This window comes from Anaerotignum lactatifermentans, assembly GCF_016902535.1.
GTDB lineage: Bacteria > Bacillota > Clostridia > Lachnospirales > Anaerotignaceae > Anaerotignum > Anaerotignum lactatifermentans_A.
This window is the reverse complement of the sequence record NZ_JACSNY010000001.1, coordinates 1-22452: the sequence shown is the minus strand read 5'-3', so window position 1 is coordinate 22452 and position 22452 is coordinate 1. Positions and strand designations below refer to the sequence as shown.

General features: G+C 47.8%; 14 protein-coding genes and 1 pseudogene. 11 read left to right on the top strand and 4 right to left on the bottom strand.

Annotated features, from left to right (window positions below; all coding sequences use genetic code 11):
• Positions 1 to 21: 21 nt before the first annotated feature.
• The 5 genes from H9X84_RS00075 (at position 22) to H9X84_RS00055 (ending at position 5750) form a co-directional block, all read left to right on the top strand.
• On the top strand, positions 22 to 2394 hold the full coding sequence (locus tag H9X84_RS00075) for a glycyl radical protein (protein WP_205132279.1): 2373 nt from the start codon (positions 22 to 24) through the stop codon (positions 2392 to 2394).
• 116 nt (positions 2395 to 2510) lie between these two features.
• The gene (locus H9X84_RS00070; protein ID WP_205132278.1) at positions 2511 to 3407 is read left to right on the top strand and encodes a glycyl-radical enzyme activating protein; all 897 of its coding nucleotides are present in this window, start codon (positions 2511 to 2513) and stop codon (positions 3405 to 3407) included.
• Between the two features lie 173 nt (positions 3408 to 3580).
• Entirely contained in the window at positions 3581 to 4696 is a 1116-nt protein-coding gene (locus H9X84_RS00065; protein ID WP_205132277.1) for a TlpA family protein disulfide reductase, read from the top strand.
• A 24-nt stretch (positions 4697 to 4720) separates the two neighbouring features.
• Positions 4721 to 4870: a CD1871A family CXXC motif-containing protein gene (locus H9X84_RS00060; protein ID WP_205132276.1), complete on the top strand. Its 150-nt coding sequence runs from the start codon at positions 4721 to 4723 to the stop codon at positions 4868 to 4870.
• 1 nt (position 4871) lies between these two features.
• Complete coding sequence (locus H9X84_RS00055; protein WP_205132275.1) at positions 4872 to 5750, top strand: 4Fe-4S binding protein; 879 nt, start codon at positions 4872 to 4874, stop codon at positions 5748 to 5750.
• 226 nt (positions 5751 to 5976) lie between these two features.
• On the opposite strand, the gene H9X84_RS00050 is transcribed toward H9X84_RS00055, so the two are convergent.
• The 3 genes from H9X84_RS00050 to H9X84_RS00040 are packed head-to-tail and all read right to left on the bottom strand — an operon-like array spanning position 5977 to position 10346.
• Entirely contained in the window at positions 5977 to 6978 is a 1002-nt protein-coding gene (locus H9X84_RS00050; protein WP_205132274.1) for an isocitrate/isopropylmalate dehydrogenase family protein, read from the bottom strand.
• A gap of 23 nt (positions 6979 to 7001) precedes the next feature.
• The gene (locus H9X84_RS00045) at positions 7002 to 8930 is read right to left on the bottom strand and encodes an aconitate hydratase (RefSeq protein WP_205132273.1); all 1929 of its coding nucleotides are present in this window, start codon (positions 8928 to 8930) and stop codon (positions 7002 to 7004) included.
• A gap of 33 nt (positions 8931 to 8963) precedes the next feature.
• Positions 8964 to 10346, bottom strand: a complete 1383-nt coding sequence (locus tag H9X84_RS00040) for a 2-isopropylmalate synthase (protein ID WP_205132272.1) — start codon at positions 10344 to 10346, stop codon at positions 8964 to 8966.
• A 372-nt stretch (positions 10347 to 10718) separates the two neighbouring features.
• Between H9X84_RS00040 and H9X84_RS00035 the strand changes: the two genes are divergently transcribed.
• The 5 genes from H9X84_RS00035 to guaA all read left to right on the top strand — a co-directional run bounded on the left by H9X84_RS00035 (position 10719) and on the right by guaA (position 19775).
• Complete coding sequence (locus tag H9X84_RS00035) at positions 10719 to 15569, top strand: nicotinate-nicotinamide nucleotide adenylyltransferase (RefSeq protein WP_205132271.1); 4851 nt, start codon at positions 10719 to 10721, stop codon at positions 15567 to 15569.
• Positions 15570 to 15582: 13 nt separating this feature from the next.
• Positions 15583 to 16773 carry a lactate dehydrogenase gene (locus tag H9X84_RS00030; RefSeq protein WP_205132270.1) on the top strand — a complete coding sequence of 397 codons (1191 nt, stop codon included), beginning with the start codon at positions 15583 to 15585 and terminating at the stop codon, positions 16771 to 16773.
• On the top strand, positions 16770 to 17861 hold the full coding sequence (locus H9X84_RS00025; RefSeq protein WP_205132269.1) for a flavodoxin family protein: 1092 nt from the start codon (positions 16770 to 16772) through the stop codon (positions 17859 to 17861). Before H9X84_RS00030 ends, H9X84_RS00025 begins: the two co-directional genes overlap by 4 nt.
• Positions 17861 to 18106, top strand: a complete 246-nt coding sequence (locus H9X84_RS00020) for a hypothetical protein (protein ID WP_205142725.1) — start codon at positions 17861 to 17863, stop codon at positions 18104 to 18106. Before H9X84_RS00025 ends, H9X84_RS00020 begins: the two co-directional genes overlap by 1 nt.
• A gap of 130 nt (positions 18107 to 18236) precedes the next feature.
• On the top strand, positions 18237 to 19775 hold the full coding sequence (gene guaA / locus H9X84_RS00015) for a glutamine-hydrolyzing GMP synthase (RefSeq protein WP_205132267.1): 1539 nt from the start codon (positions 18237 to 18239) through the stop codon (positions 19773 to 19775).
• A 139-nt stretch (positions 19776 to 19914) separates the two neighbouring features.
• Here guaA and H9X84_RS00010 read toward each other — a convergent pair whose 3' ends face one another.
• Positions 19915 to 20766 carry a GIY-YIG nuclease family protein gene (locus H9X84_RS00010; protein ID WP_205132266.1) on the bottom strand — a complete coding sequence of 284 codons (852 nt, stop codon included), beginning with the start codon at positions 20764 to 20766 and terminating at the stop codon, positions 19915 to 19917.
• 459 nt (positions 20767 to 21225) lie between these two features.
• On the opposite strand from H9X84_RS00010, the pseudogene tnpA reads away from it, so the two are divergent.
• Positions 21226 to 21683, top strand: a pseudogene (gene tnpA, locus H9X84_RS00005) (IS200/IS605 family transposase).
• Positions 21684 to 22452 lie beyond the last annotated feature (769 nt).

Sequence of the window (22452 nt, the reverse complement as noted above, 5' to 3'; positions counted from 1 at the left end):
ACAAAAGAAAGGATGAGCAGCATGAGCGCAACACCAAGAGTGGAAAGAATTCGTTTAAACTATGTAAACAGCAAACCTGCTATTTCCTATGAAAGAGCAAGAATCTGGACGGAATCCCACAAGAAAACAGAAGGCCAGCCCGTTGCCATTCGCCGTGCCCAGGCGTTTTATGATACCTGCAACGAGCTGTGTGTCAATATTTTCTCTGATGAACTGATTGTCGGCTGTACCGGCGAGTTCCGCAAATGCGGCATCCTGACACCGGAGTTCTCCTGGACCTGGGTAGACAGAGAAATGGACAATTTCGCTACCAGAGCGCAGGACCCCTATGAAATGACAGACGAACAGCGTGCTTTTGTCAGAAAAGAAATCTTCCCTTACTGGGAACATAAATCTCTGGAAGAGGCTTTCCTGGCGCAGATTTCCGAGGAAACAAAGAGAGTTGCCGTAGATACGGGCTTTGTGGATACAGACTCCAAATGGCGTCAGGCCGTAGGCGAGATCACGGCGGACTACCAGGATGTGCTGTTCAAAAAGGGCTTCGGCGGCATCAAAAAAGAAGCGGAAGCATATCTGGCAGAGTTGGACGCTACCTCTTTGGAAGGCGTGGAAAAAATGGAGTTTTACCGTTCCATTGTTTTGGTTTGTGACGGTATCATCCGGCTGGCCAACCGTTATGCGCAAAAAGCAAGAGAGATGGCGGCGGAAGAAGCCGATGAAACAAGAAAGGCGGAACTGCTGCAGATCGCTGAGATTTGTGACGCTGTACCGGAAAATCCGCCCAAATCCTTCCGTGAGGCGATCCAGTTTATGTGGTTCACACAGCTGGGCGGTATCCTGTCCGAAAACCCTCTGGCATGGAACCCTGGCCGTTTTGACCAATATATGTATCCTTACTATAAAGCAGATGTGGACGCTGGCGTTCTGACAAAGGAGGACGCTTTGGAATTGATTGAGTGCCTGTGGCTGAAACTGTCCGAGTGGGTATGGACTATTTCCGCCAATACCGCGGATTTCTTCGCCGGATACAACCAGTTCCAGAACTTGACCGTGGGCGGCAGAACAAGAGACGGCAAGGATGCCACCAACGAACTGTCCTACCTGTGTTTGCAGGCAACAGAGGATACTCTGGCCCATCAGCCCGGTCTGAGCGTTCGTATCCATCCCGACTGCCCCGATGATTTTATGGCGGCCGTAACCCATCTGGTAAGCAAAGGTACCGGTTTCCCTGCGATCCACAGTGATAATGCCGGTTATCAGATGCTGATTAACGCGGGCTATGAACCGGAGGACGCAAGAGATTGGTCCAACTGCGGCTGTGTTGTACCGCATTTCCGTAAAACAGGGGAGTGGACTTCCGCGGCGAACCTGAACTTCGCGGCTGCTCTGGAATTTGCTACCAATGAAGGCAAGAGCCGTCTCAGCGGCAAGAAGATTGCTCTGGATGAAAAAGATCCCCGTACTTTCTCCAGCTATGAAGAAGTGGAAAATGCGTTCTATAAACAGTTTGCGTACCTGATTAAACAGGCCGTTATCAGCCTGATTACTGCACAGCGGCTCCATGTGGAAATGGTGCCCAGACCCTTTATGTCCGCTTGTATCGAGGACTGCATGAAAAACGGCAAGGATCTGACCAAGGGCGGCGCAAAATACAACATCGGCCCCGTTATCACAGGGATCGGTATTGCCGTTGTGGCAAACTCTCTGGCAGTCATCAAAAAGCTGGTATTTGAGGAAAAATCCGTAACCATGGCGGAGCTGATCGACGCTATCGACCATAACTGGGAAGGCTATGACGAACTGCGGGCAAAGGCACAGGCAGTGCCCAAATATGGCAACGATGATGATTATGTAGACGATATCGCGCGTAAGATCGGCAATTTCTTCTATGAAGAAGTACATCAGTATAAGGATATCCATGACAAGAACTTCCTCTCCGCTTTTATGGGCATCTCCAACTACCTGCCTACAGGCAAGGTACTGGGCGCTACACCCGACGGCAGAAAGGCCACAGAGCCTATTTCCGAGGGCGTATCTCCTTACGTTGGCACAGATACCTCTACACCGCTGGCGGCAATGCGTTCCGCGGCGAAACTGAATCAGGATATCCACAGCGGCGGCACACTGCTGAATCTGCGCCTGAATCAGGATCTGGTGGCAACCAAGAGAGGACAGGCAAATCTGGGCGCGATGATCCAGTCCTATTTCGCACTGGGCGCTTTCCATGTACAGTTTAATACTGTTTCTACGGAAACTCTGCGTAAGGCACAGGCCCATCCCGAGGACTACAAGGATCTGCTGGTGCGTGTAGCTGGTTACAGCACACAGTTTGTCAACCTGTCCAAATCTATGCAGGATTCCATTATCGCGAGAAATGCCCACGAGACATTCTGATGGAATTAGAATTTTAAAATAGCAGCTTGATATTTTGCCTCCCCGCGAGAGGATAAGGACGCGACGGCCTTTTCCTGTGGGGAGGCTTTAAAGCATATGGGAGAGGAAGAAGGATTATGAAGGGTACAATATTACAGCTGCAGCCTTTCTCTGTCAATGATGGGGAAGGAATCCGCACAACGGTGTTTCTGGCGGGCTGCCCTCTGCGCTGCAAATGGTGTTCTAACCCGGAGGGCTTTGACCATAAGCCCAAAACGGCATTTTATGAAAAATTATGTATTGGCTGCGGCCTTTGTACTACGGTCTGCCATCTTCACGGCGGCATTAACCTTAATGAACCGTCTCAGAGAGCGATGTGTGATGGCTGCGGCGCTTGCGCCGATATCTGCCCCAAGCAGGCCAAAAAGCGGATGGTGGTGGAAACGGAAGCCGATGAAATCGTGGAAAGCGTGAAAAAGCACCGCCTTTTTTACGCTCGTTCCGGCGGTGGCATTACCTTTTCCGGTGGAGAAGCTACCATGCAGGCGGATTTTCTGGATGAGCTTTCAGAAAAACTCTATGACATGGGGTTCCATCTGGCCATTGAGACCAGCGGATATTTTGACTTTGAGCGGGTAAAGCCGATTCTGGCCCGAATGGATCAGATTTTTATGGATCTGAAGCATATGGATGACGAGATCCACCGGGAGTATACGGGCGTATCCAATCAGAAGATATTGGAGAATATGAAGCGGCTGGGAGAATTCGACGCGGAGGTTGTGATCCGGATTCCTGTGATCCGTCCTGTCAACGCCACAGAGGAGAATATCCGAAAAAGCGGGGAGTTTGTTCACACATATCTCCCAAAAGCGAAGATGGAACTGCTGCCCTATCATAAATTCGGTTTTGGAAAATACGAGGCTCTGGGCATGACATTGCCCAGTGAGGAGTTCTCCGCGCCTTCGGAGGAGGAGATGGAGAACTTTCGAAATATCCTGGAAAAAACTGGCGTAGAAACCATTTCGTACCGTTAAAATTCATATTTTGTATTTCTTTGAAAACGAAAATGGTATATTCTCAAATACATACGATTTCTTAATAAAAAAAGCGGTTTTTATGTCTTGACACTTCCTGAGATTCCCTGTAATATGCAGAAGTACCATGAAAAACAGCAATTTACAAATGGACAGGGAAAGGAAAGAAAGAGATGAAAAAATTACTTTGCGCGCTTTTCGTATCCGTTTTTCTGACAACGGCTCTGGCTGGCTGCAGCTCTGATCCCGTTTCTCAGCAGGATACGTCCCAACACAGCGTAATCACTTTGGAGGACGGTACATTAGTCAATGAGTCCTTCAATCAGGAGACGATGACGACACTGGACGGGACTTCTTTTTTGATGGAAAATGTAAACACCTATTATACTTCTCCGGAAATGGGCTTCGGGGTGGCGTTTACTGAGCCTGTGAAAACAGCGCTTTCCAATAACCATTTTGAAATGTTCCCCGTTTCTCCTTATGCCTTATACGGGTTTTATCTGCCCGATGCCGCTACCAACGCGGTGATGGAGGCGGAAATGGACGAGGCCGATCAGATCTTTTTGGAGCAGGCATTCTGTTTTGCCGGTATTTTCCGCCTTCCTGCGGGGGATGAACAGGCGGCGGAGGAATTTGCTTATTTCGAGGAGTTCTTTGCGGATACACAGAAGCTTTGCACCGCTTTTGACGCGGACTATTATTTCGGCAGCAACACTTCCTATTCCAACGACGGTATGACAGAGGAAGAAAAAGCGGAAGTGGATGCCCTTGTGGCGGATCGGGAAAATCTGATGAAAAAGACATTCATTTTCCCTCCCACAGAGGTGCAGGGCAGCAGTTTCGAAGGGGATTTCTCCCAGTTTGAGACACAGACTTTGTCCGGGGAAACAGTGACACAGGATATTTTTGCCGATTATGATCTGACGATGGTAAAGATCTGGACCACATGGTGCAACAACTGCATCAGTGAGATGGAAGAAATGCCGGATCTGAAGGAAGTGCTTCCAGAGGGCGTAAATATCATCTCCATCTGCTTGGATGGCGCGGATGATCTGGAGCTGACACAGGAGATTGTAGATTATATGGGCATCACTTATCCTACACTGCTGGCTTCTGAAAGTCTGAACAACTGCGCACTGCGCTATATCGCGAATGTACCGACCACACTGTTTGTGGACGGTGAAGGAAAGGTTATTGGGGAGCCTGTCATTGGAGTTCCCGCCAAATCCGGCGAAGTGGTACAGGCGTATCTGGATGAGATCGACAGAAGACTGGCATTGAAACAGTGAAAATAACTGCTGGGATGTGACAGTATGGATCAAAGAAAAATCGGGGGATATGTGAAATATCCCCTTTTTCTGATTTCAATTATATGTATTATCATTGGCATGGCGCGGGAGGAGCACCTTACGGTGCTGAAAAAAGCGGTCAATATTTGTCTGGAATGTATTGGGGTGGGATGATATGAGAAAAAGTGAGAAAAAACGTACCCTGATCCAGATTTTGGCTGCCGTGGTCTGCAACGGATATGCCGCGGGCTTTTTGCAGGGGAAGATCTATCAGGGAGATCAGAAATTCCTCTGTGTCCCCGGACTGAACTGTTATTCCTGCCCGGGGGCGCTGGGGGCCTGCCCCATAGGCGCTTTGCAGGCAGTGCTGGGAGACCGGCGGTACAAATTCAGCTACTATATTTTCGGGATACTGCTGTTCTTCAGCGTAGTGCTGGGACGGCTGGTCTGCGGTTTCCTTTGTCCCTTTGGGCTGATACAGGACCTGCTGCATAAGATCCCGGTTCCAAAGTGGGAGCTGCCCCAGAAGATAGATCGGCCTTTGCGCTGGCTGAAATATGTGATTTTTGCGGTGATGGTAGTGATACTGCCTTTAACGCTGACCAATGCCTTTGGCATCGCGCCGCCGTATTTTTGTGAATGGATCTGCCCAGTGGGAACGCTGGAAGGGGGAATTCCGTTGGTTGCTCAGTCAGAATCCCTTCGTCAGATGATAGGAGGTCTGTTCTACTGGAAAATGTGTTTGCTGGGACTGGTTGTTTTGGGGTCTATGGTGATCTATCGGCCGTTCTGTAAATATCTCTGTCCCTTGGGGGCTTTTTATGGCCTTTTTCAAAGAGTGGGATTTTTCCAGATGGAAGTGGACAGGGCAAAATGTGACGGCTGCGGTCTGTGCGAAAAGATCTGCCCCATGCAGGTGGATGTAAGAAAAAATATCAACGGCGCGGAGTGTATTCGATGCGGCAGATGCAAAGATGTCTGTCATACTTCCGCGATTTCTTCCGGTTTCCGGTTTGGTCCGGGACAGGAAAGAAAAACGGAACCAGAATCATAGAGCACGGAAAACAAAAACTGCTGGAACCCTATGCAAGGACTCCAGCAGTTTTATTTTTTTGAAATTATGTTCTCATAGAAACCAGTTGATAGGGGGCATCTTCATAAGAAAACAAATATTGCCGGAATCCTTGTAATAAATAGGATTCCGGCAATTCAATTTTATCGCAATTGTTTTCTTAAAGGAAGGCTGTTTTGCGATTCTGCTGTTTTATTGCATCCTGCTGTTATGCCAGCGCGGCAATGACTGCGTCAGCAAATTCCTCTGTGGAGGCCGTGCCGCCCATATCCTGCGTCAGTGTCTTGCCTTCGGAAATGACCTTTGTTACGGCCTGCTCAATGCTTGCGGCGGCCTTTGTTTCGCCCAGATGAGCCAGCATCATGGATGCGGAGAGGATGGCCGCTGTGGGATTGATTTTATGCTGTCCGGCGATATCCGGAGCGGAGCCGTGGATGGGCTCAAAGATGGCGCCGCTGACGCCGATATTGGCGCTGGGAGTCAGGCCCAGACCGCCCACCAGACCGGCGCACAGGTCGGAAACGATGTCGCCGTAAAGGTTGGGGCATACCAGTACGTCATAGTCTTCGGGATGCATTACCAGACGCATACACATAGCGTCTACGATGCTGTCGTTAAATTCGATCTGAGGATATTCCTTGGCGATCTGTCTGGCAATGTCCAGGAACATACCGTCGGTGCATTTCATGATATTTGCTTTATGTACGGCAGTAACTTTCTTTCTGCCTTCTCTGACAGCGAAATCGAAAGCATAACGGATGATGCGCTCACAGCCTTTGCGGGTGATGAGCTTGATGCTTTCCGCTGCGTCCTCGCCTACCATATGCTCGATGCCGGCGTAAAGGTCCTCTGTGTTTTCACGAACTACCACCAGGTCAATGTTTTCGAATCTGGTGATAACGCCGGGGTATGTTTTGGCGGGGCGTACATTGGCATACAGGTCAAAAATCTTACGCATCGCCACATTTACACTGCGGAATCCTGTGCCCACAGGTGTGGTAACGGGGCCCTTTAGGGCAACGCCGTTTCTGCGGATAGACTCGATGGTCTCGTCGGGCAGGGGAGTGCCGTATTTTTCAATCATGGCAGCGCCGGCTTCCGCCTGTTCCCATTCGATGGCAACACCTGTTGCTTCTACCACTCTTTTTGCGGCGGCGATAACTTCAGGGCCGCTGCCGTCACCGGGGATCAAAGTTACTTTATAAGACATGGATGGTTCCTCCTTAAATTTCATCAGTTGGATTCTTTCGTATAGTTCAGCAGACCGCCTGCCAGCAGAATGTCTCTCTGGCGTTCGGAAATATTCAGACGGGTAGGGATTTCCTCGCCGGTCTTTACGCAGGTTACATTGACGATCTGGCCCTGTGCCGCGCCTTTGATCTGGTCTGCCGCGTATTTGATAACGAATTCATCGCCTACTTTAATATTGTCATAATCCCATTCGTTGACAAATACCAGCGGCAGGATGCCGTTGTTGATAAGGTTTGCCATATGGATTCTCGCGAAGGATTTTGCCAGAACCGCTTTTACACCCAGCTGCAAAGGCGCCAGTGCCGCGTGTTCCCGGCTGCTGCCCTGACCATAGTTCTGGCCGGCGATGATGAAGCCGCCGCCTGCTTTTTTGGCTCTGGCGGGGAATTCCGGATCACAGGGCGTCAGGCAGTAATCCGCCAGATAAGGCACGTTGGAGCGGAAGGGCAGGAGCTTCGCGTTGGAAGGCATGATATGGTCAGTAGTGATGTTGTCTTCCACTTTAATGAGGGCGCCGCCTTTGATCTCCTTGGGGACCTTTGTGTTTTTGGGGAAGGGCTGAATGTTGGGCCCTCTGACAACCTTTACACATTCGCCTTCCGGTGCGGGAGGGATAATCAGATTATCGTTTACCAGGAAATGCTCCGGCATGGAAACCAGAGGTGCTTCTCCCAGGGTATGAGGGTCTGTCAGTTTGCCGCTCAAAGCGCTGGCAACGGCGGTTTCCGGGCTGACGATATATACCTGTGCGGATTTTGTGCCGCTTCTGCCTTCAAAGTTCCGGTTGACGGTACGCAGGGAAACAGCGTTGGTCGCGGGGGCCTGTCCCATACCGATGCAGGGACCGCAGCCACATTCCAGAATACGCGCGCCGGCGGAAATGATGTCTGCCAGTGCGCCGTTGGCTGCCAGCATATTCATAACCTGTTTGGAGCCGGGAGCGATAACAAGGCTGACATTAGGATCTACGGTTTTGCCTTTCAAGAGAGCCGCAACGGTCATCATGTCTGTATAGGAAGAGTTGGTGCAGCTGCCGATGGCAACCTGATCTACGGCCAGATCTTTGATTTCGCTGACTTTTTTGATATTGTCGGGGCTATGAGGACAAGCCACCAGAGGTTCGATTTCATCCAGAGCGATAACGACTTCTTCGTCATAAATAGCGTCGTCGTCTGCTTTCAGTTCAATCCAGTCCTCTTCACGTCCCTGGGCTTTCAGGAAGGCTCTTGTGACTTCGTCACTGGGGAATACGGAGGTGGTTGCGCCCAGCTCCGCGCCCATGTTTGTGATGGTAGCTCTCTGGGGAACGCTGAGTGTTTTTACGCCCTCACCGGCATATTCCATGACCTTGCCTACGCCGCCCTTTACGGAGAGTCTGCGAAGGACTTCCAGAATAACGTCTTTGGCTGTTACCCAGGGGCTCAGTTTACCAGTCAGCACTACGCGGCAGACACGGGGCATTGCCAGATAGTAAGCGCCGCCGCCCATGGCAACAGCTACATCCAGACCGCCTGCGCCGATGGCCAGCATGCCGATGCCGCCGCCAGTCGGGGTATGGCTGTCAGAGCCCAGAAGGGTCTTGCCGGGTTTGCCGAAACGTTCCAGATGTACCTGATGGCAGATACCGTTGCCGGGCTTGGAGAAATAAATACCATGCTTTTTGGCTACGGTCTGGATATATTTGTGATCGTCAGCGTTTTCGAAGCCGGTCTGCAGTGTGTTGTGGTCGATATAAGCCACGGATTTCTCTGTTTTGACACGAGGGATACCGATGGCTTCAAACTGAAGGTATGCCATGGTGCCGGTAGAGTCCTGTGTCAGTGTCTGGTCGATTTTGATGGCGATTTCCTTGCCGGGGATCATTTCGCCGCTGACCAGATGGGATTTGATGAGTTTTTCCGTAATATTCATAGTGAAAGCCTCCTAATATTTCTTTATCTTCTCTTATTCAGGCAGTTTTGCCGCCAGATGGGGTGTCAGTTCCTTCATGGCCTCGATCAGCTCTTCCTTACTGATGTAAGAAACACGGCCGTTATCATACTGCTTGTCTACCCATTCCTTTAAAATCGCCGCTTCCGGCGCGTTCTTGCTGATCTTTTCGTCGCCTTCCAGCTTTAATTCGTGGTTCAGCCAGTAAGCGATGCCCGCCAGACCAGAGTTTTTGTTGACCTCTACGCCGAGAGGACGGTTAAGGATCTTTGCGGTATTGAAGATATTGTAGATCTCTTCGTCCTTGGCGATGCCGTCCGCGTGGATACCGGCACGGGTTACGTTGAAATCAGCGCCTACAAAAGGCGTATGGGCCGGGATCTTATAATCCAGCTCTTTTTCGTAATATTCCGCGATCTCTGTGATGACCGTAGGGTCCATGCCGTCCAGAGTGCCGCGCATCTGGGCGTATTCCATGACCATGGCCTCCAAAGGGGTGTTGCCGGTGCGCTCGCCGATGCCCAGCAGGGAGCAGTTGACGGAGGAAGCGCCGTAAAGCCATGCGGTGGTGGCGTTTACAACGGCCTTATAGAAGTCGTTATGTCCATGCCATTCGATCAGTTCACTGGGGAACTGGCCAAAGTGGTTGATACCGTAAATGATACCGGGTACGCTGCGGGGCAGGGTAGCGCCGGGATAAGGCACGCCGTAGCCCATGGTGTCGCAGAAGCGGATTTTGACGGGAATCTGATACTGTTCCATCAAATGGCGCAGTTCCTGAGCGAAAGGAACGACGAAGCCATAAAAGTCCGCTCTGGTAACGTCCTCAAAGTGGCAGCGGGGACGGATACCCATATCCAGTGCCGCTTTAACGATTTCCAGATAGCCGTCCATGGCCTGTTTTCTTGTTTTATGGAGTTTATGGAAGATATGATAGTCAGAGCAGCTGACCAGAATGCCACATTCCTTCAGTCCCATATCCTTTACCAGCTGGAAGTCCTCTTTGGTAGCGCGAATCCAGCCGGTGATCTCCGGAAATTCAAAGCCCATTTCCTGGCAGGCACGGATAGCTTTGCGGTCGGTTTCGCTGTAAAGGAAAAATTCGCACTGGCGGATCTTGCCCTTGGGGCCGCCCAGACGATGGAGCATTTCATAAAGCTTGGTGATCTGCTCAACGGTGTAAGGAGCTCTGGACTGCTGGCCGTCACGGAAGGTAGTATCTGTGATCCAGATTTCGTCGGGACAGTTCATGGGAACCAGACGATAGTTGAAGGTTACTTTGGGGACCTCGTCGTAGCTGAAGTTGTCACGATACAGATTCGGTTCCTCCACATCCTGCAGACTGTACTGGTAACTCAGCAGTTCCAGCAGATTTTTCTGTTTGTTGTATGTAATCATTTTGCGATCACCCTTTCTATGTTTGAATTTATTGGGCGGACATTTGTTTTTATATCGTCCGAGTGGAAGATGATATATTTCTTTTTTATTAAATATATCAATGAATTTTGAATCTGTCAACGGAAACAATTATGATTTTTCATAATAGAAAATGGGAAAAATGTAAATAAATATGGTTTTTTATAATAAAAAGATGGAAAATCAATTAAAAAATTGAATAGATTAAATTTTTTGTCATACAAATATATGAAAAAAATTTATACATTGACTGCATAAAACAGAACGTTGGCCGGCCTGTGGACAGAAATATTTGCAAGGAAAATACGAAAATGTTAGAATAAAAGCATCTCAGAAAGGGAAGGGCGGAATGCTATGAGAAAAAAACAGATCCAAACCATTTACCGGGATTTGCAGGCTCTTTTGACCGAGCGGGATTTCCTGAAAGATATAAAAATCAGAAAAAAGACGGTGCAGGCCGTCATGGACAGAGAAACATGGACAGCGGGTATTGATAAGATCCTTTCACAGGAGGAGGTCTGCTGTGAAACTGTGCTGGAACTGTGCCGGCATGCTATGGAAGAGATTTCCGGCGCTAGTCCGGAGGAAGGGTGGCTGACTTATATTTATCAGTATCTGATCCAGAAGATCTATCCTCATCGGGATGATCTTGGGCTGCGGGAGGACCATGGGGCAGCGGTATATTTTTATCTGGCATGTCTGCGGTATTTCCTGAAGGCGGAGGCAGAACGGCTGCCTTATTCCAGAATCAGAAATTTTGATTTTGCCAGCCGGGAGGAGAGGGAAGGCAGTCCCTATCTCCAGGAGTATGAGAGCTTTTTAAAGGCGTTCGAAAAGGAATATTTATATGAACTGATGCGCATTGGCAGGGAGATTATGCCTTTTGATATGCTGGCCCATGTAGCCGGAGTCCATCATATTTCCATGCATATTGCCAGACAGCTGGTACGGGCGGGAATTCCTGTGGATCTTCTGCTGGTTTCCGGTGCGGCGGCAGGCCATGATATCGGTAAATATGGATGCCGGGAGAATGAGGTCAGACGGATTCCGTATCTTCATTACTATTATACGGATGTCTGGTTCAAACATCACGAGCTGTCTTCCATGGGCCATATTGCCGCCAACCATTCTACCTGGGATCTGGAACTGGACAATCTGCCTGTGGAATCCCTGATTTTGATTTACGCCGATTTTCGGGTAAAGAGCAGAGGCTATGAAAACGGCAAGGAGATTATGGGCTTTTACAGCCTGGAGGAATCCTTCCGTGTGATTTTGAATAAGCTGGATAACGTGGATACGGCAAAAGAAAACAGATACCGTCATGTATATTCCAGATTGGAGGACTTTGAGAATTATATGATTTCCCTCGGTGTCAACGTGGATTTGACCAGATGTTCTCTGACCCCGGTGACGCACAAAAATCACGCGCTGCTGAATGTGGATGAGACGGTGGATGTGTTCAAGCATACAGCCATTGACCACAATATCCGCCTGATGCATAAACTGAGCCGGGAACTGTCCTTTGGCGATATTCTGGAAGCGGCCAGAAGCACCAGAGACTGGAAGGATTCCAGAGCCTATCTGAATATTTTCGCGGAATACTATACATATATGAACCAGCGGCAGAAGCAGATGTCAGCGGCGTTTTTGTATGAGCTGATGTTCCATCGGGAGGGGGATATCCGTCGTCAGGCGGCGGACCTTCTGGGGGAGATTATTGCTCACTATGATATTACCTATGGAAAGGAACTGCCGGTGGATGTCAACCTGGTGCTGGATGATACCAATAGTTACGAAATGTGGGAAAAATATCTGGAAATGATTATCATTCCCGACCATAAGATGATCGACCGCCATAGAAGATGGATGGGCTACGGCCTGAAACGTGTGGTGATCTCTCTGATGGAGAACTGCCGCAGGGAAAACCGTAAAAATTATATCCAGCCTGTTACGCAATATTACCGCAGGACCCATTGGAATGATGAGACCGCCTTCATTCTGCTGGATACCATCGCGTCTTTGCCCATGGAGCTTCTTTCGGAGGAAGAGTTGAAGGTTTATCTGGATTTTATGGCGTATTACGCTGTTTCGGATTCTCTGGAGATCCGTTCCGCTGTATTGCTGAACTTAAAGGATATGGTTTCTGTATTCTGCCGTTCCGAGGCCATGGTGGAACAGATTCGTCAGATTGTGGAAGCGGTTCCGATCAACGGCGACGTGAGTCTGGAATATCTGCTGTACACCATACGGGAGAAATACAAGCTCAAATGCGAACTTCGAGGTGTTTCCAGCCGTCATATTTTCGAGGACAGCCGTGTGGTTTCGGATATTTTCCTGGACAATCTGAAAGCGGCAACGCCATGGAAGATCAAAATTGTCAATATCAGTCTGTTGTATGACCGTATTTTGCAGGGGAAGGAAATGCCGAAACTGCATGTAGCTACGCATCTTTCCAATCTGCTGAAGGTCAGCGAGCAGGTCTCCGTCCGCCATTATGCAGGGGAGACGCTGGTAAAGCTGGCGCCGATGCTTTCCTGGGACCAGCGCAACGAGGTAGCCATCGAGCTGACCAAAGGTCTGGAAATTGGGGAGTTTGAGTTTTCTAAATACATCCCCCGTTATCTGGGTGAATTTGTTATGTTCCTGCATCCCAAGGAACTGGATGAGTTCCTCAATGACCTGCAGCGGCTCCAAAGCAGTACCAACGAACGGGTAGCCAGTGTAGCACTGGATACTGTAGGCGTTATGATGCAATACTATTCCGCTTACCGAAAACGCTTCCCGGAGAATATCCGCGTCTACGAGGACAGAAAAAAACGGATTCTGGGCATGATCTTAAAAGGCTTTGCCAATTATCAGGAAAACGTGAAACGGGAAGCCTTCTGGGTGGTTGGTCATGAACTGTTTGGCCAGGATCTGCTGACGATGCGGGAGAAAAAGGAAATGTTTGCCTTTATGGGCAAAAAAATGCTTATGCTGATTGAAAAGGAGGAAGGTTCCGAACTGACCTTCTTCAACCATACAGCGGGATGGAATTTTGTATACCGTTTTATCAGTGATTATCTTTTCGCGCAGAAAGCCTTTTCCTTCCAGGAACCCCAGAAGATCGCGTTTTTCCCCGGCACTTTTGACCCCTTCACACTGGGGCATAAAGAGATTGCCAGAGAGATCCGGGATCTGGGCTTTACGGTTTATCTTGCGCTGGATGAGTTTTCCTGGTCCAAAAAGGCACAGCCCCATATGGTGCGCCGGCGCATCCTGCATATGTCTGTGGCCGATGAGGAGAACATTTATCTGTTCCCTTCGGACCAACCGGTAAATATTGCTAACCCCCAGGATTTGAAAAAACTGCGGGAGCTGTTCCCCGGCAAAGAGGTTAACATGGTAGTAGGCAGTGACGTGGTGCGAAATGCCTCTTCCTATAAAATGGAGCCGGAAGAAAATTCTATCATGACCTTCCCTCATGTCATTTTCCGCCGGACAACGGGAACGGGAGAAGGAGAGCAGGATGATGTTTCCTATGATATGATACAGAATACCGTGGTAGAGCTGAAGCTGCCTATGCATTTTGAGGATATCAGCTCCACCCGTATCCGTGAAAATATTGACCACAACCGGGATATTTCCAACCTGATTGATACGGTGGCGCAGAACTATATTTACGAAAACGGTCTGTATCTGCGGGAGCCTCAGTACAAACGGCTGCTGCAGACCAGATCTGTGGAGATACGCAACTTTGAGAATGGGCGAGAAGCCTTGCAGATTCTGCATCAAAGCGGCGGAGAGCCGGAAAAAACAGAAGCCCTTTCCACGGCGCTTATGGAAGAGGGCAGTCTGGCGACGATTGTCTTTGACCAGGAAGGCAGAGGTTTGATTGATGGTGTCATGGTATATCGTTATCTGCCTACGACAGATCTGTACCGGGAGTTTGACGATATTCAGATTGCTGGCTATATCCGGGAGGAAACTTCCGGCAAGATCGTTCTGGTGACGGCCTGCTATACACATCCCCATTCCAAGATCGCCGATCTCCAGCAGATCCTTTTGACGGAATCTCTGGCTAACTGCCTTAGCCAGGATTTTACCTACGCTATTTTCAGTCCACGGACGGGAACAGCGCTGCCGAAGTACCGGGATATTCTGGAGCGGCAGGGATTTGTGCCTTTGCCGGTACAGACGCCAAAACGGGAGATTTACGTTGTGGATATGAAAAATCCCATTACCTTTTACAATAACGTGCAGACGGCGATTAAGGAACCCTTTAATACCAACCCCAGAGTGCTCCAGGTGCTGGATGAGGCTCATCATCGGTTCCAGCGGGCTTTGACGAAGCTCTATCCGGGGGAACTGGTCATCTCCTTTAACGCCGGCATTATGTATAATCGCTTGATTGAGCTGATTACGAAGGCCAACGATGTACCTAAAGAAGTATTGCCGGTACGTACACTGGGCAAAAAGATGTGCGTGCCTTTTGGGAAAATATTGAAAGGGATCGCAATTCCCAATACAGTCACGAAGATGCTGCATACGGAAAAGATTTTCGCTTCGGATATTCATGCGTTTAAGATTGCGGAGTTTCCGGAATACCTGCCGCTGCAAAGCCAGGTAAAGACCATCAAATCCTTCCGGCGGCCGGTGATTCTGGTAGACGACTATCTCCATAAGGGCTACCGTATCCGGGAGCTGGACCCTCTGTTTAAGCAGGAACAGGTGGAGATCGACCGTCTGGTCATCGGCATTGTTTCCGGCCGGGGCAAAGATCTGATGCAGATTCAGGGCCGCAAGGTAGACAGCGCATATTTTATTCCATCCCTGCGGGTTTGGTTCGTAGAAACCAGTATGTATCCCTTTATCGGCGGCGATGGTGTGGAACAGCAGCATCCTAAGAAAAGCGGTCTGAATGGCATCAATCTGATCCTGCCCTATGTGATGCCGGGATTCATGCCGGGGGCATCTAAGGAAAGCGTGTATGATCTTTCCATGGTTTGCCTCCAGAATGCCAAAGAGATCCTTTCCGTGCTGGAGGAAGAGTATCAGGCTTTATTTGAGCGGAGTCTGACATTGGGACGGCTCAGCGAGGTCATCATCTCTCCCCGTATGCCCGACAGAGGGGACTGTATGGTTTACGACAGCCATTTGGCGGCGTCTGTATATGTGGAAAATGATATCGAGCAGCTGGTACGATTGCAGCATCTCGTAAAATAAGGAGGAAAAGAGCATGGAAGTTTTGAAAATAGATGGCAAAACCGTTTATTTGGGAAAACGGAATCCATCGGGAAACAAGGGCCTTTGCAGAATTACCCATCCAGCCATGCTGGCGGGAGAAGAGTCTCTGGAATGGCTGGATGAGCATTTTCTGGAAAAACAGGAACAGACCATGGAGGCTTCTTTTGTAAAGGAAATCCAGACCGCTATGGCAGAGGGAGAGGTATATTTCGCCAATCTGTCTTACGGCACCCAGGAAGAATGGACTCAACGGCTGAAAAGCCTCAAAAAGGAAAAGAAACGGCTGCATCTTCTGGCTTTGGGTGATGTAGGCAGTACGGTTCTGATGGCCTTGAAGCTGATGGGCGGAGATTGTCTGGAAGCCATTGGTATTTACGACATGAATCCCGCAGTTTGTGACAGATGGGAAAGAGAATTGAATCAGGCGGCCTTCCCTTGGGATTATGACCGCCTTCCCCCCGTGGAGATCCTGACGGAGGAAGCTCTTTTTGACTGCGATATGTTCGTTTTCTGCGCTTCTAAGGGTATCCCGCCGGTGGGACAGGAACAGGTGGATGTGCGGATGGTGCAGTTTGAGGCCAATCGCTCCATTGTTTCTATGTTTGCAAAGAAAGCGAGAAAGGCAGGATTTCAGGGGATTTTCGCTGTGGTCTCCGATCCGGTGGACCCCCTTTGCAGAGCGGCGTTTCTGGCTTCCAATGAGGGAGAAGAAGGGCAGATGGATTATAAGGGCCTGCGTCCGGAACAGATTCAGGGCTATGGTCTGGGGGTCATGAACGCCAGAGCGGCGTATTATGCCAAAAAGGATTCTCGTTTTGCCTCCTTCCTGACAGAGGGCAGAGCCTTTGGACCTCATGGGGAGGACCTGGTGATTGCCAACAGCATTTCTCATTATGATGATACTTTGTCCAAAGAATTGGCAAAGCTGGCGGTGGAAGCCAATCTGCGGATGCGGGAACTTGGTTTTAAGCCTTATGTGGCGCCGGCTATTTCCTCCGCGGCCATTTCTTTGCTGTTGACTCTGCGGGGAGAATGGCATTACAGCTCTAATTTCCTGGCAGGCGTCTATATGGGATGCAAAAATAAAACGGAACGTACAGCGCAGATGGAAGTTCTGCCTCTGCCGGAGGCGCTGCTTGCCAGAATACGAAAAGCCTATGACGGATTGGAGGCGATCCGATGAAAACGCCTTTGATTATGGTATATCCCCGGTGTGAGGACCGGGAAAAAACAAGACGTCTGGAAATGGTACTGGATCAGATCATGGAGCGGTATGATGTGACTGTGATCTCAAAACTGGAGGATTTCCATTCTTTGCAGGGGAAAAAGATCCTTTTTGCCATTTCTCTGGGGATTTCCGGTATCAATCTGGAGTATTTCCGTTTCCTGAAGAAAATGCGGACAGAGACAGATCTGCTGGAAGGCTGTACGGGCGCTATCCTCATTGACGGTGCCAGTGAGCTGTATACAAAATCTGTGGCCAGAGAACTGATGTTTACGGCCAATCTCTGCGGCTGTGCTTTTCCCGGCAGGGGAATGGTGGAAGGCACCGGCTCTTTGCAGAACTTCAATATTCAGGCTATGAATCTGGAGTTGGATAATATGGGGGCCTATATTGCGGCGGCTCTGCGGATGGTGGACCAGCTGGCGGCTTTTGCGCCCAATCCAAAAGAGAAAAGCAATCTGCTGGTGCTCCATGCCAGCAATCATAAGACTTCTAATACGGCTATGCTCTGGAATATGGTGAAAGAATATCTGCCTCAGGAAAAAATAGGGATCAAGGAGATCTCTCTGCGAAACGGCACGATTCAGGACTGTTCCGGCTGTCCCTATAAAATGTGCATGCATTTCAGTGAGAAAATGAACTGTTTCTATGGCGGTGTGATCGCGGAGCAGGTGTATCCCTCTATATTGGAGTGTGACGCTGTGCTGCTGCTCTGCCCCAATTATAACGATGCTCTCAGCGCCAATCTGACTGCGTTTATCAATCGTTTGACGGCCCTGTTCCGAAAAAATCAGTTTTATGAGAAACAGCTGTACGCCATTGTGGTTTCCGGATACAGCGGCGGGAATATTGTTGCGGAGCAGGCCATCAGCGCCATGAGCATGAATAAGACTTTCCGCCTGCCTTCCCGGTTCGCCATGCTGGAAACGGCCAATGATCCCGCCAGTATTTTGAAGGTGGAGGGGATTGAGGAACGGGCGAAGGACTTTGCCCGGAATATGACCTGCCATCTGGTGGGAGAGGAAGCGAAGGAGCGGTTGATGTGATGGATGGAATGAAAAAGGCGGCAAAACAAATCGAAGACCTGACAAAAAACGGCAGTGAGACAGATCTGGCGGCGTTGTCCAGAGAAATGGGCGTAAGCCAGCAGGAAACAGAAAAGATGATTCTGGAAATGGAAGAAAAGGGATGGGTCAGCCTGTATGAGATTGACCTTTGCTGCAGCGCGGAGTATGTGATTCAGGGGCTGACAGAAGAGGGCAGGCAGGCGCTGCTGGAGCAAAAGGCCTGATTTGGGAGAAAAGAGCGGTTTTCTCTTGTCAATCCCTGTGACCTATGCTAATATGATACAGAGAACCTGTTGTGGTTTTTTCTTTATTTTAGAGGGAAAACAGAAAGAGAATAGATTTGGAGGAACACGGATGGATCGTGAAATGATTGTGATTTTGGACTTTGGCGGTCAGTACAATCAGCTGATTGCCAGACGCGTCAGAGAGCATCACGTTTATTGTGAAATTATGCCATGGAATAAACCCATTGCGGAGATTAAGGCAAAGAATCCCAAGGGGATTATTTTTACCGGCGGCCCCAACAGCGTATATGATGAGAAGTCTCCTCATTGTGATCCGGAGATTTTCCAGCTGGGCATTCCTGTACTGGGCATCTGCTATGGCTGTCAGCTGATGGCTTATACTTTGGGCGGCAAGGTTGGCAACGCTAATGAAAGAAGCGAATACGGCAAAACAGAAGTAACCTTTGATACCAACAGCAAGCTGCTGAAGGGAATCTCCGAAAAAGAGATCTGCTGGATGAGCCATACAGACTTTGTAACAGAAATGCCGGAAGGTTTCCGCGTTATCGGTACAACAGCGACTTGCCCTGCGGCGGCCATTGAATGTCCGGAAAAGGGTTTTTATGGTGTGCAGTTCCATCCTGAGGTAAACCATACCCCTAAGGGTACAAATATGATCCATAACTTCCTGTATGAGATCTGTGGATGCCGTGGTGACTGGACCATGACAAACTACATTGAAGACCAGATCCAGAGAATCCGGGAACAGGTAGGCGACGGCAAAGCCCTTTGCGCTTTGTCCGGCGGTGTGGATTCCAGCGTAGTAGCGGCCCTTGTTTCCAAGGCTATTGGCAAACAGCTGACCTGTGTTTTCGTAGATCATGGCCTGATGCGCAAAAATGAGGGCGATGAAGTAGAAGCGGCTTTCGCTAATATGTTTGATTCCCATTTTGTCAGAGCTAACGCGCAGGAAAGATTCCTGAGCAAATTAAAGGGCGTGACAGATCCGGAAACAAAGAGAAAGACCATCGGCGAGGAATTTATCCGTGTGTTTGAGGATGAAGCGAAGAAGATCGGCAAAGTGGACTTTTTGGTGCAGGGCACCATTTATCCTGACGTAATCGAAAGCGGTCTGGGAGATTCCGCTGTGATTAAGAGTCATCATAACGTAGGCGGTCTGCCTTCCGTTGTTGATTTTGAGGAATTGATCGAGCCTCTGCGCCTTCTGTTCAAGGATGAAGTGCGTCAGATGGGTCTGGAACTGGGTCTGCCGGAGCATCTGGTATGGCGTCAGCCATTCCCCGGCCCTGGTCTGGGAATCCGTGTCATCGGAGAGGTAACAGAAGATAAGCTGGAGATTCTGAGAGAAGCGGATGCCATCTTCCGTGAAGAGATCGCGAAAGCGGGTCTGGATCGCAGCATCAACCAGTATTTTGCGGTTATTACAGATGTGCGTTCTGTTGGTGTTATGGGGGACTTTAGAACCTATGACTATACCATTGCCCTGAGAGGTGTGACGACAACTGACTTTATGACTGCGGACTGGGCAAGAATTCCTTACGATGTACTGGATCGTGTCTCCGTAAGAATTGTAAATGAAGTAAAACATGTAAATCGTATTGTGTATGATATTACAAGTAAGCCGCCCGCAACGATTGAATGGGAATGATTTCAGAGACCCGAAAAAACGTGATATGACTGGGTTTTTGAGGGGTTAAGACCCTCCGAGGCAATGATTTGGCAACACTTTTTCATTATTCATAAAAAGAGAGCTAACGGATTTTGATTCGTCAGTTAGCTCTCTTTTTTTAGTTTAAGTTTTCTTCTTCAATATCCTTTATTGTTTTGTGCTCAGATGTTTTCCATTCTATTCGCCCATTTGCATTCCTCCCCATTACGACAGCGGCTGCAAGAGAAGGACTGGTGAAAATGTAGTCATTTACAAAATGGAATGTTGAATCAATGATGCCTTTTTCGATTAGTTCACTTCGAAAACGAGTTAAACTGTCAGTCATGCTTGGAACGGTTGAGGTGGCGATTGCAGAACCTTTTAGAACGGCAAATCCATCCGCGACAAGAACTCCCTTTGCATTAGCTCCACGCGCTGATTGAATATAAAATAGGATTTGATCGTCTTTTTTCTTTATAGAACTATCCTCAATGGTGTCAAAAATCTTATATCCAAGGGTGTTTACCAGTAATTTTGTATTGCTTATAAATTCCAACAACATCGCTTCATCATATTCAGAAATAGATGAGCAAGTTGGCACTGTGTTGTTGATTACTTCGGATCTTCCCGCCGCTTTCGCAAGTCCAAAGAATTTATTTTCTAAAAATTTGGCATGTGCTTTATTTAGTATATTATCCTTGCTGACCACAACAATACAATCGCTCCAATATAAAGTATCTTTCAGGTGCTGTTTTAGCCGTGTCAGCATTTTTTCAGCTTCCCCAACATACAAGGTATCCACATTATTCTCATTTTTTCCTAAAAGAAAATAAACCCCTGTGTTTTCGGCATCAGACCGTTCCGAAAAAGCGCCTAATTCATTTCGGGATATTTTATAAATTCGACCATTCCAGTTGGATAGTTCGCACATAATTCGACCATTTGGATTACCTTCAAAAATATACATTTGAATTGTTTTACTAAAAGCCAAAAAAGTTACCCCCTATTCGTATTATTGATTTCTTATCTAAACACATCACTTTATTTTTGCGATATTGCTTTTACAATATTCTGGCTCACATCATACTAATGAGAGAAAAAAGTGGATTTGTTTGTCAAATGTCGTGCATAAATTCAGATTTTTGGTTGAACTTTAAAGTAAGCGTATCGGAAATGCTTAAGCAAGTCAAGAAAATTCTAAACAAATTCTGTACGATTCGATTGCCATATACAATTATGCTGAATATAGTGACGGCACAGGCGTAAATTGTATATACAGGGAGGAATGATTGGTAGTATTCAGGAAAAACATAGGCATATCTTTTTGGTCAACCAATAAAAACTTTGGCTATGCCGAGAAAACAAAAGAGCTTCAGCTTCAGGCAAAAACCTCCTATGCGATAATGAACTTGAGTCCGCCAAGACACAAGAAAGCATAGGAGGTTTTTATATGAACAGTTTAGCACATACAAGTTGGGAATGTAAATATCATATAGTTTTTGCGCTAAAGTTCAGACATCAAGTGATATATTAGGAAACTCAAAGTAGAAATAGGGAAGATACTGAGAGATCTATGTGATAGAAAGGGAATGGAAATTATAGCGGCAGAATGTTATGTGGACCATATCCATATGCTGATCCGGATACCACCCAAATATAACATATCTGAGATAGTAGGATGTTTGAAGGGGACAAGTTCGCTGATAATATTTGATCGGCACGCAAATATGAAATATAAATATGGGAACAGAAGATTTTGGTGCAGAGGGTACTATGTAGATACAGTTGGAAAAAATACAAAGAAGATAATATATCAATAATCAGCTGAAAGAAGATTGGACAGCAGATCAAATTAGACTGAGCGAGTACGTTGACCCGTTTACGGATGAAAAGCAAAAGAAAAAATAAAAAGGCCGCCAAAGGCGGCGGTTGAAGAATATTCATAAAGGCTACTTAACTTTGTGTCTACAGAACCTTGCTATATCCTCAGGTTTGATTTAAAAATAATATCTTATTTTTGGAGGTCGGCCCACAAACTGCAAGTAAGACGGTTTTGTTATTTTTAGGATATAAAAATTTTTTAAAATTTGTTGCCGGCGCAACATATTTATTTAGAAAAAAGTATTATTCTAATTTTAAAGGAATTGGCAATGAGAAGAAATGACAAAGACTTAAGGTCAGAAAATTACTTAATTACGTAATGGATAAAGCATCTTTTTCTGCAATCAATATGGTATGACCATATGAAAGTGCTCATGGAATATTTCGTTTTATTGTGAGGAAGAGAATCATTTCTATTCTTATTCCGCCATATAAAGTGAAATTCTGGAAACCATATTGCATCAAACCAAATGATGCATCAGTACTTTGAGCTGATGTGGATCAGTACCTGACAAATTTACTTTAGAGTATTAACCTGTTGTTTTTGAGAAAGAAGAGAAATTTTGGTTTGTCTTTTATGAGCAAGAGATTTGATAAACAGAATTTTGGGCTGCAATTAACAGTGGAAGAACAGAAGTGATTTGCGTGAACATCATGGAGTAGACAGAAAAAATAAGATGTTAGTTATTGGACTATAGTCAATAAAAAAGACACGATTTTTGAATATATTTTCTGGGAACGGCTAGATTCCTTGCCGATCCCAGAATGTTGCTTCCATTTCATCTGGTGTCAGATA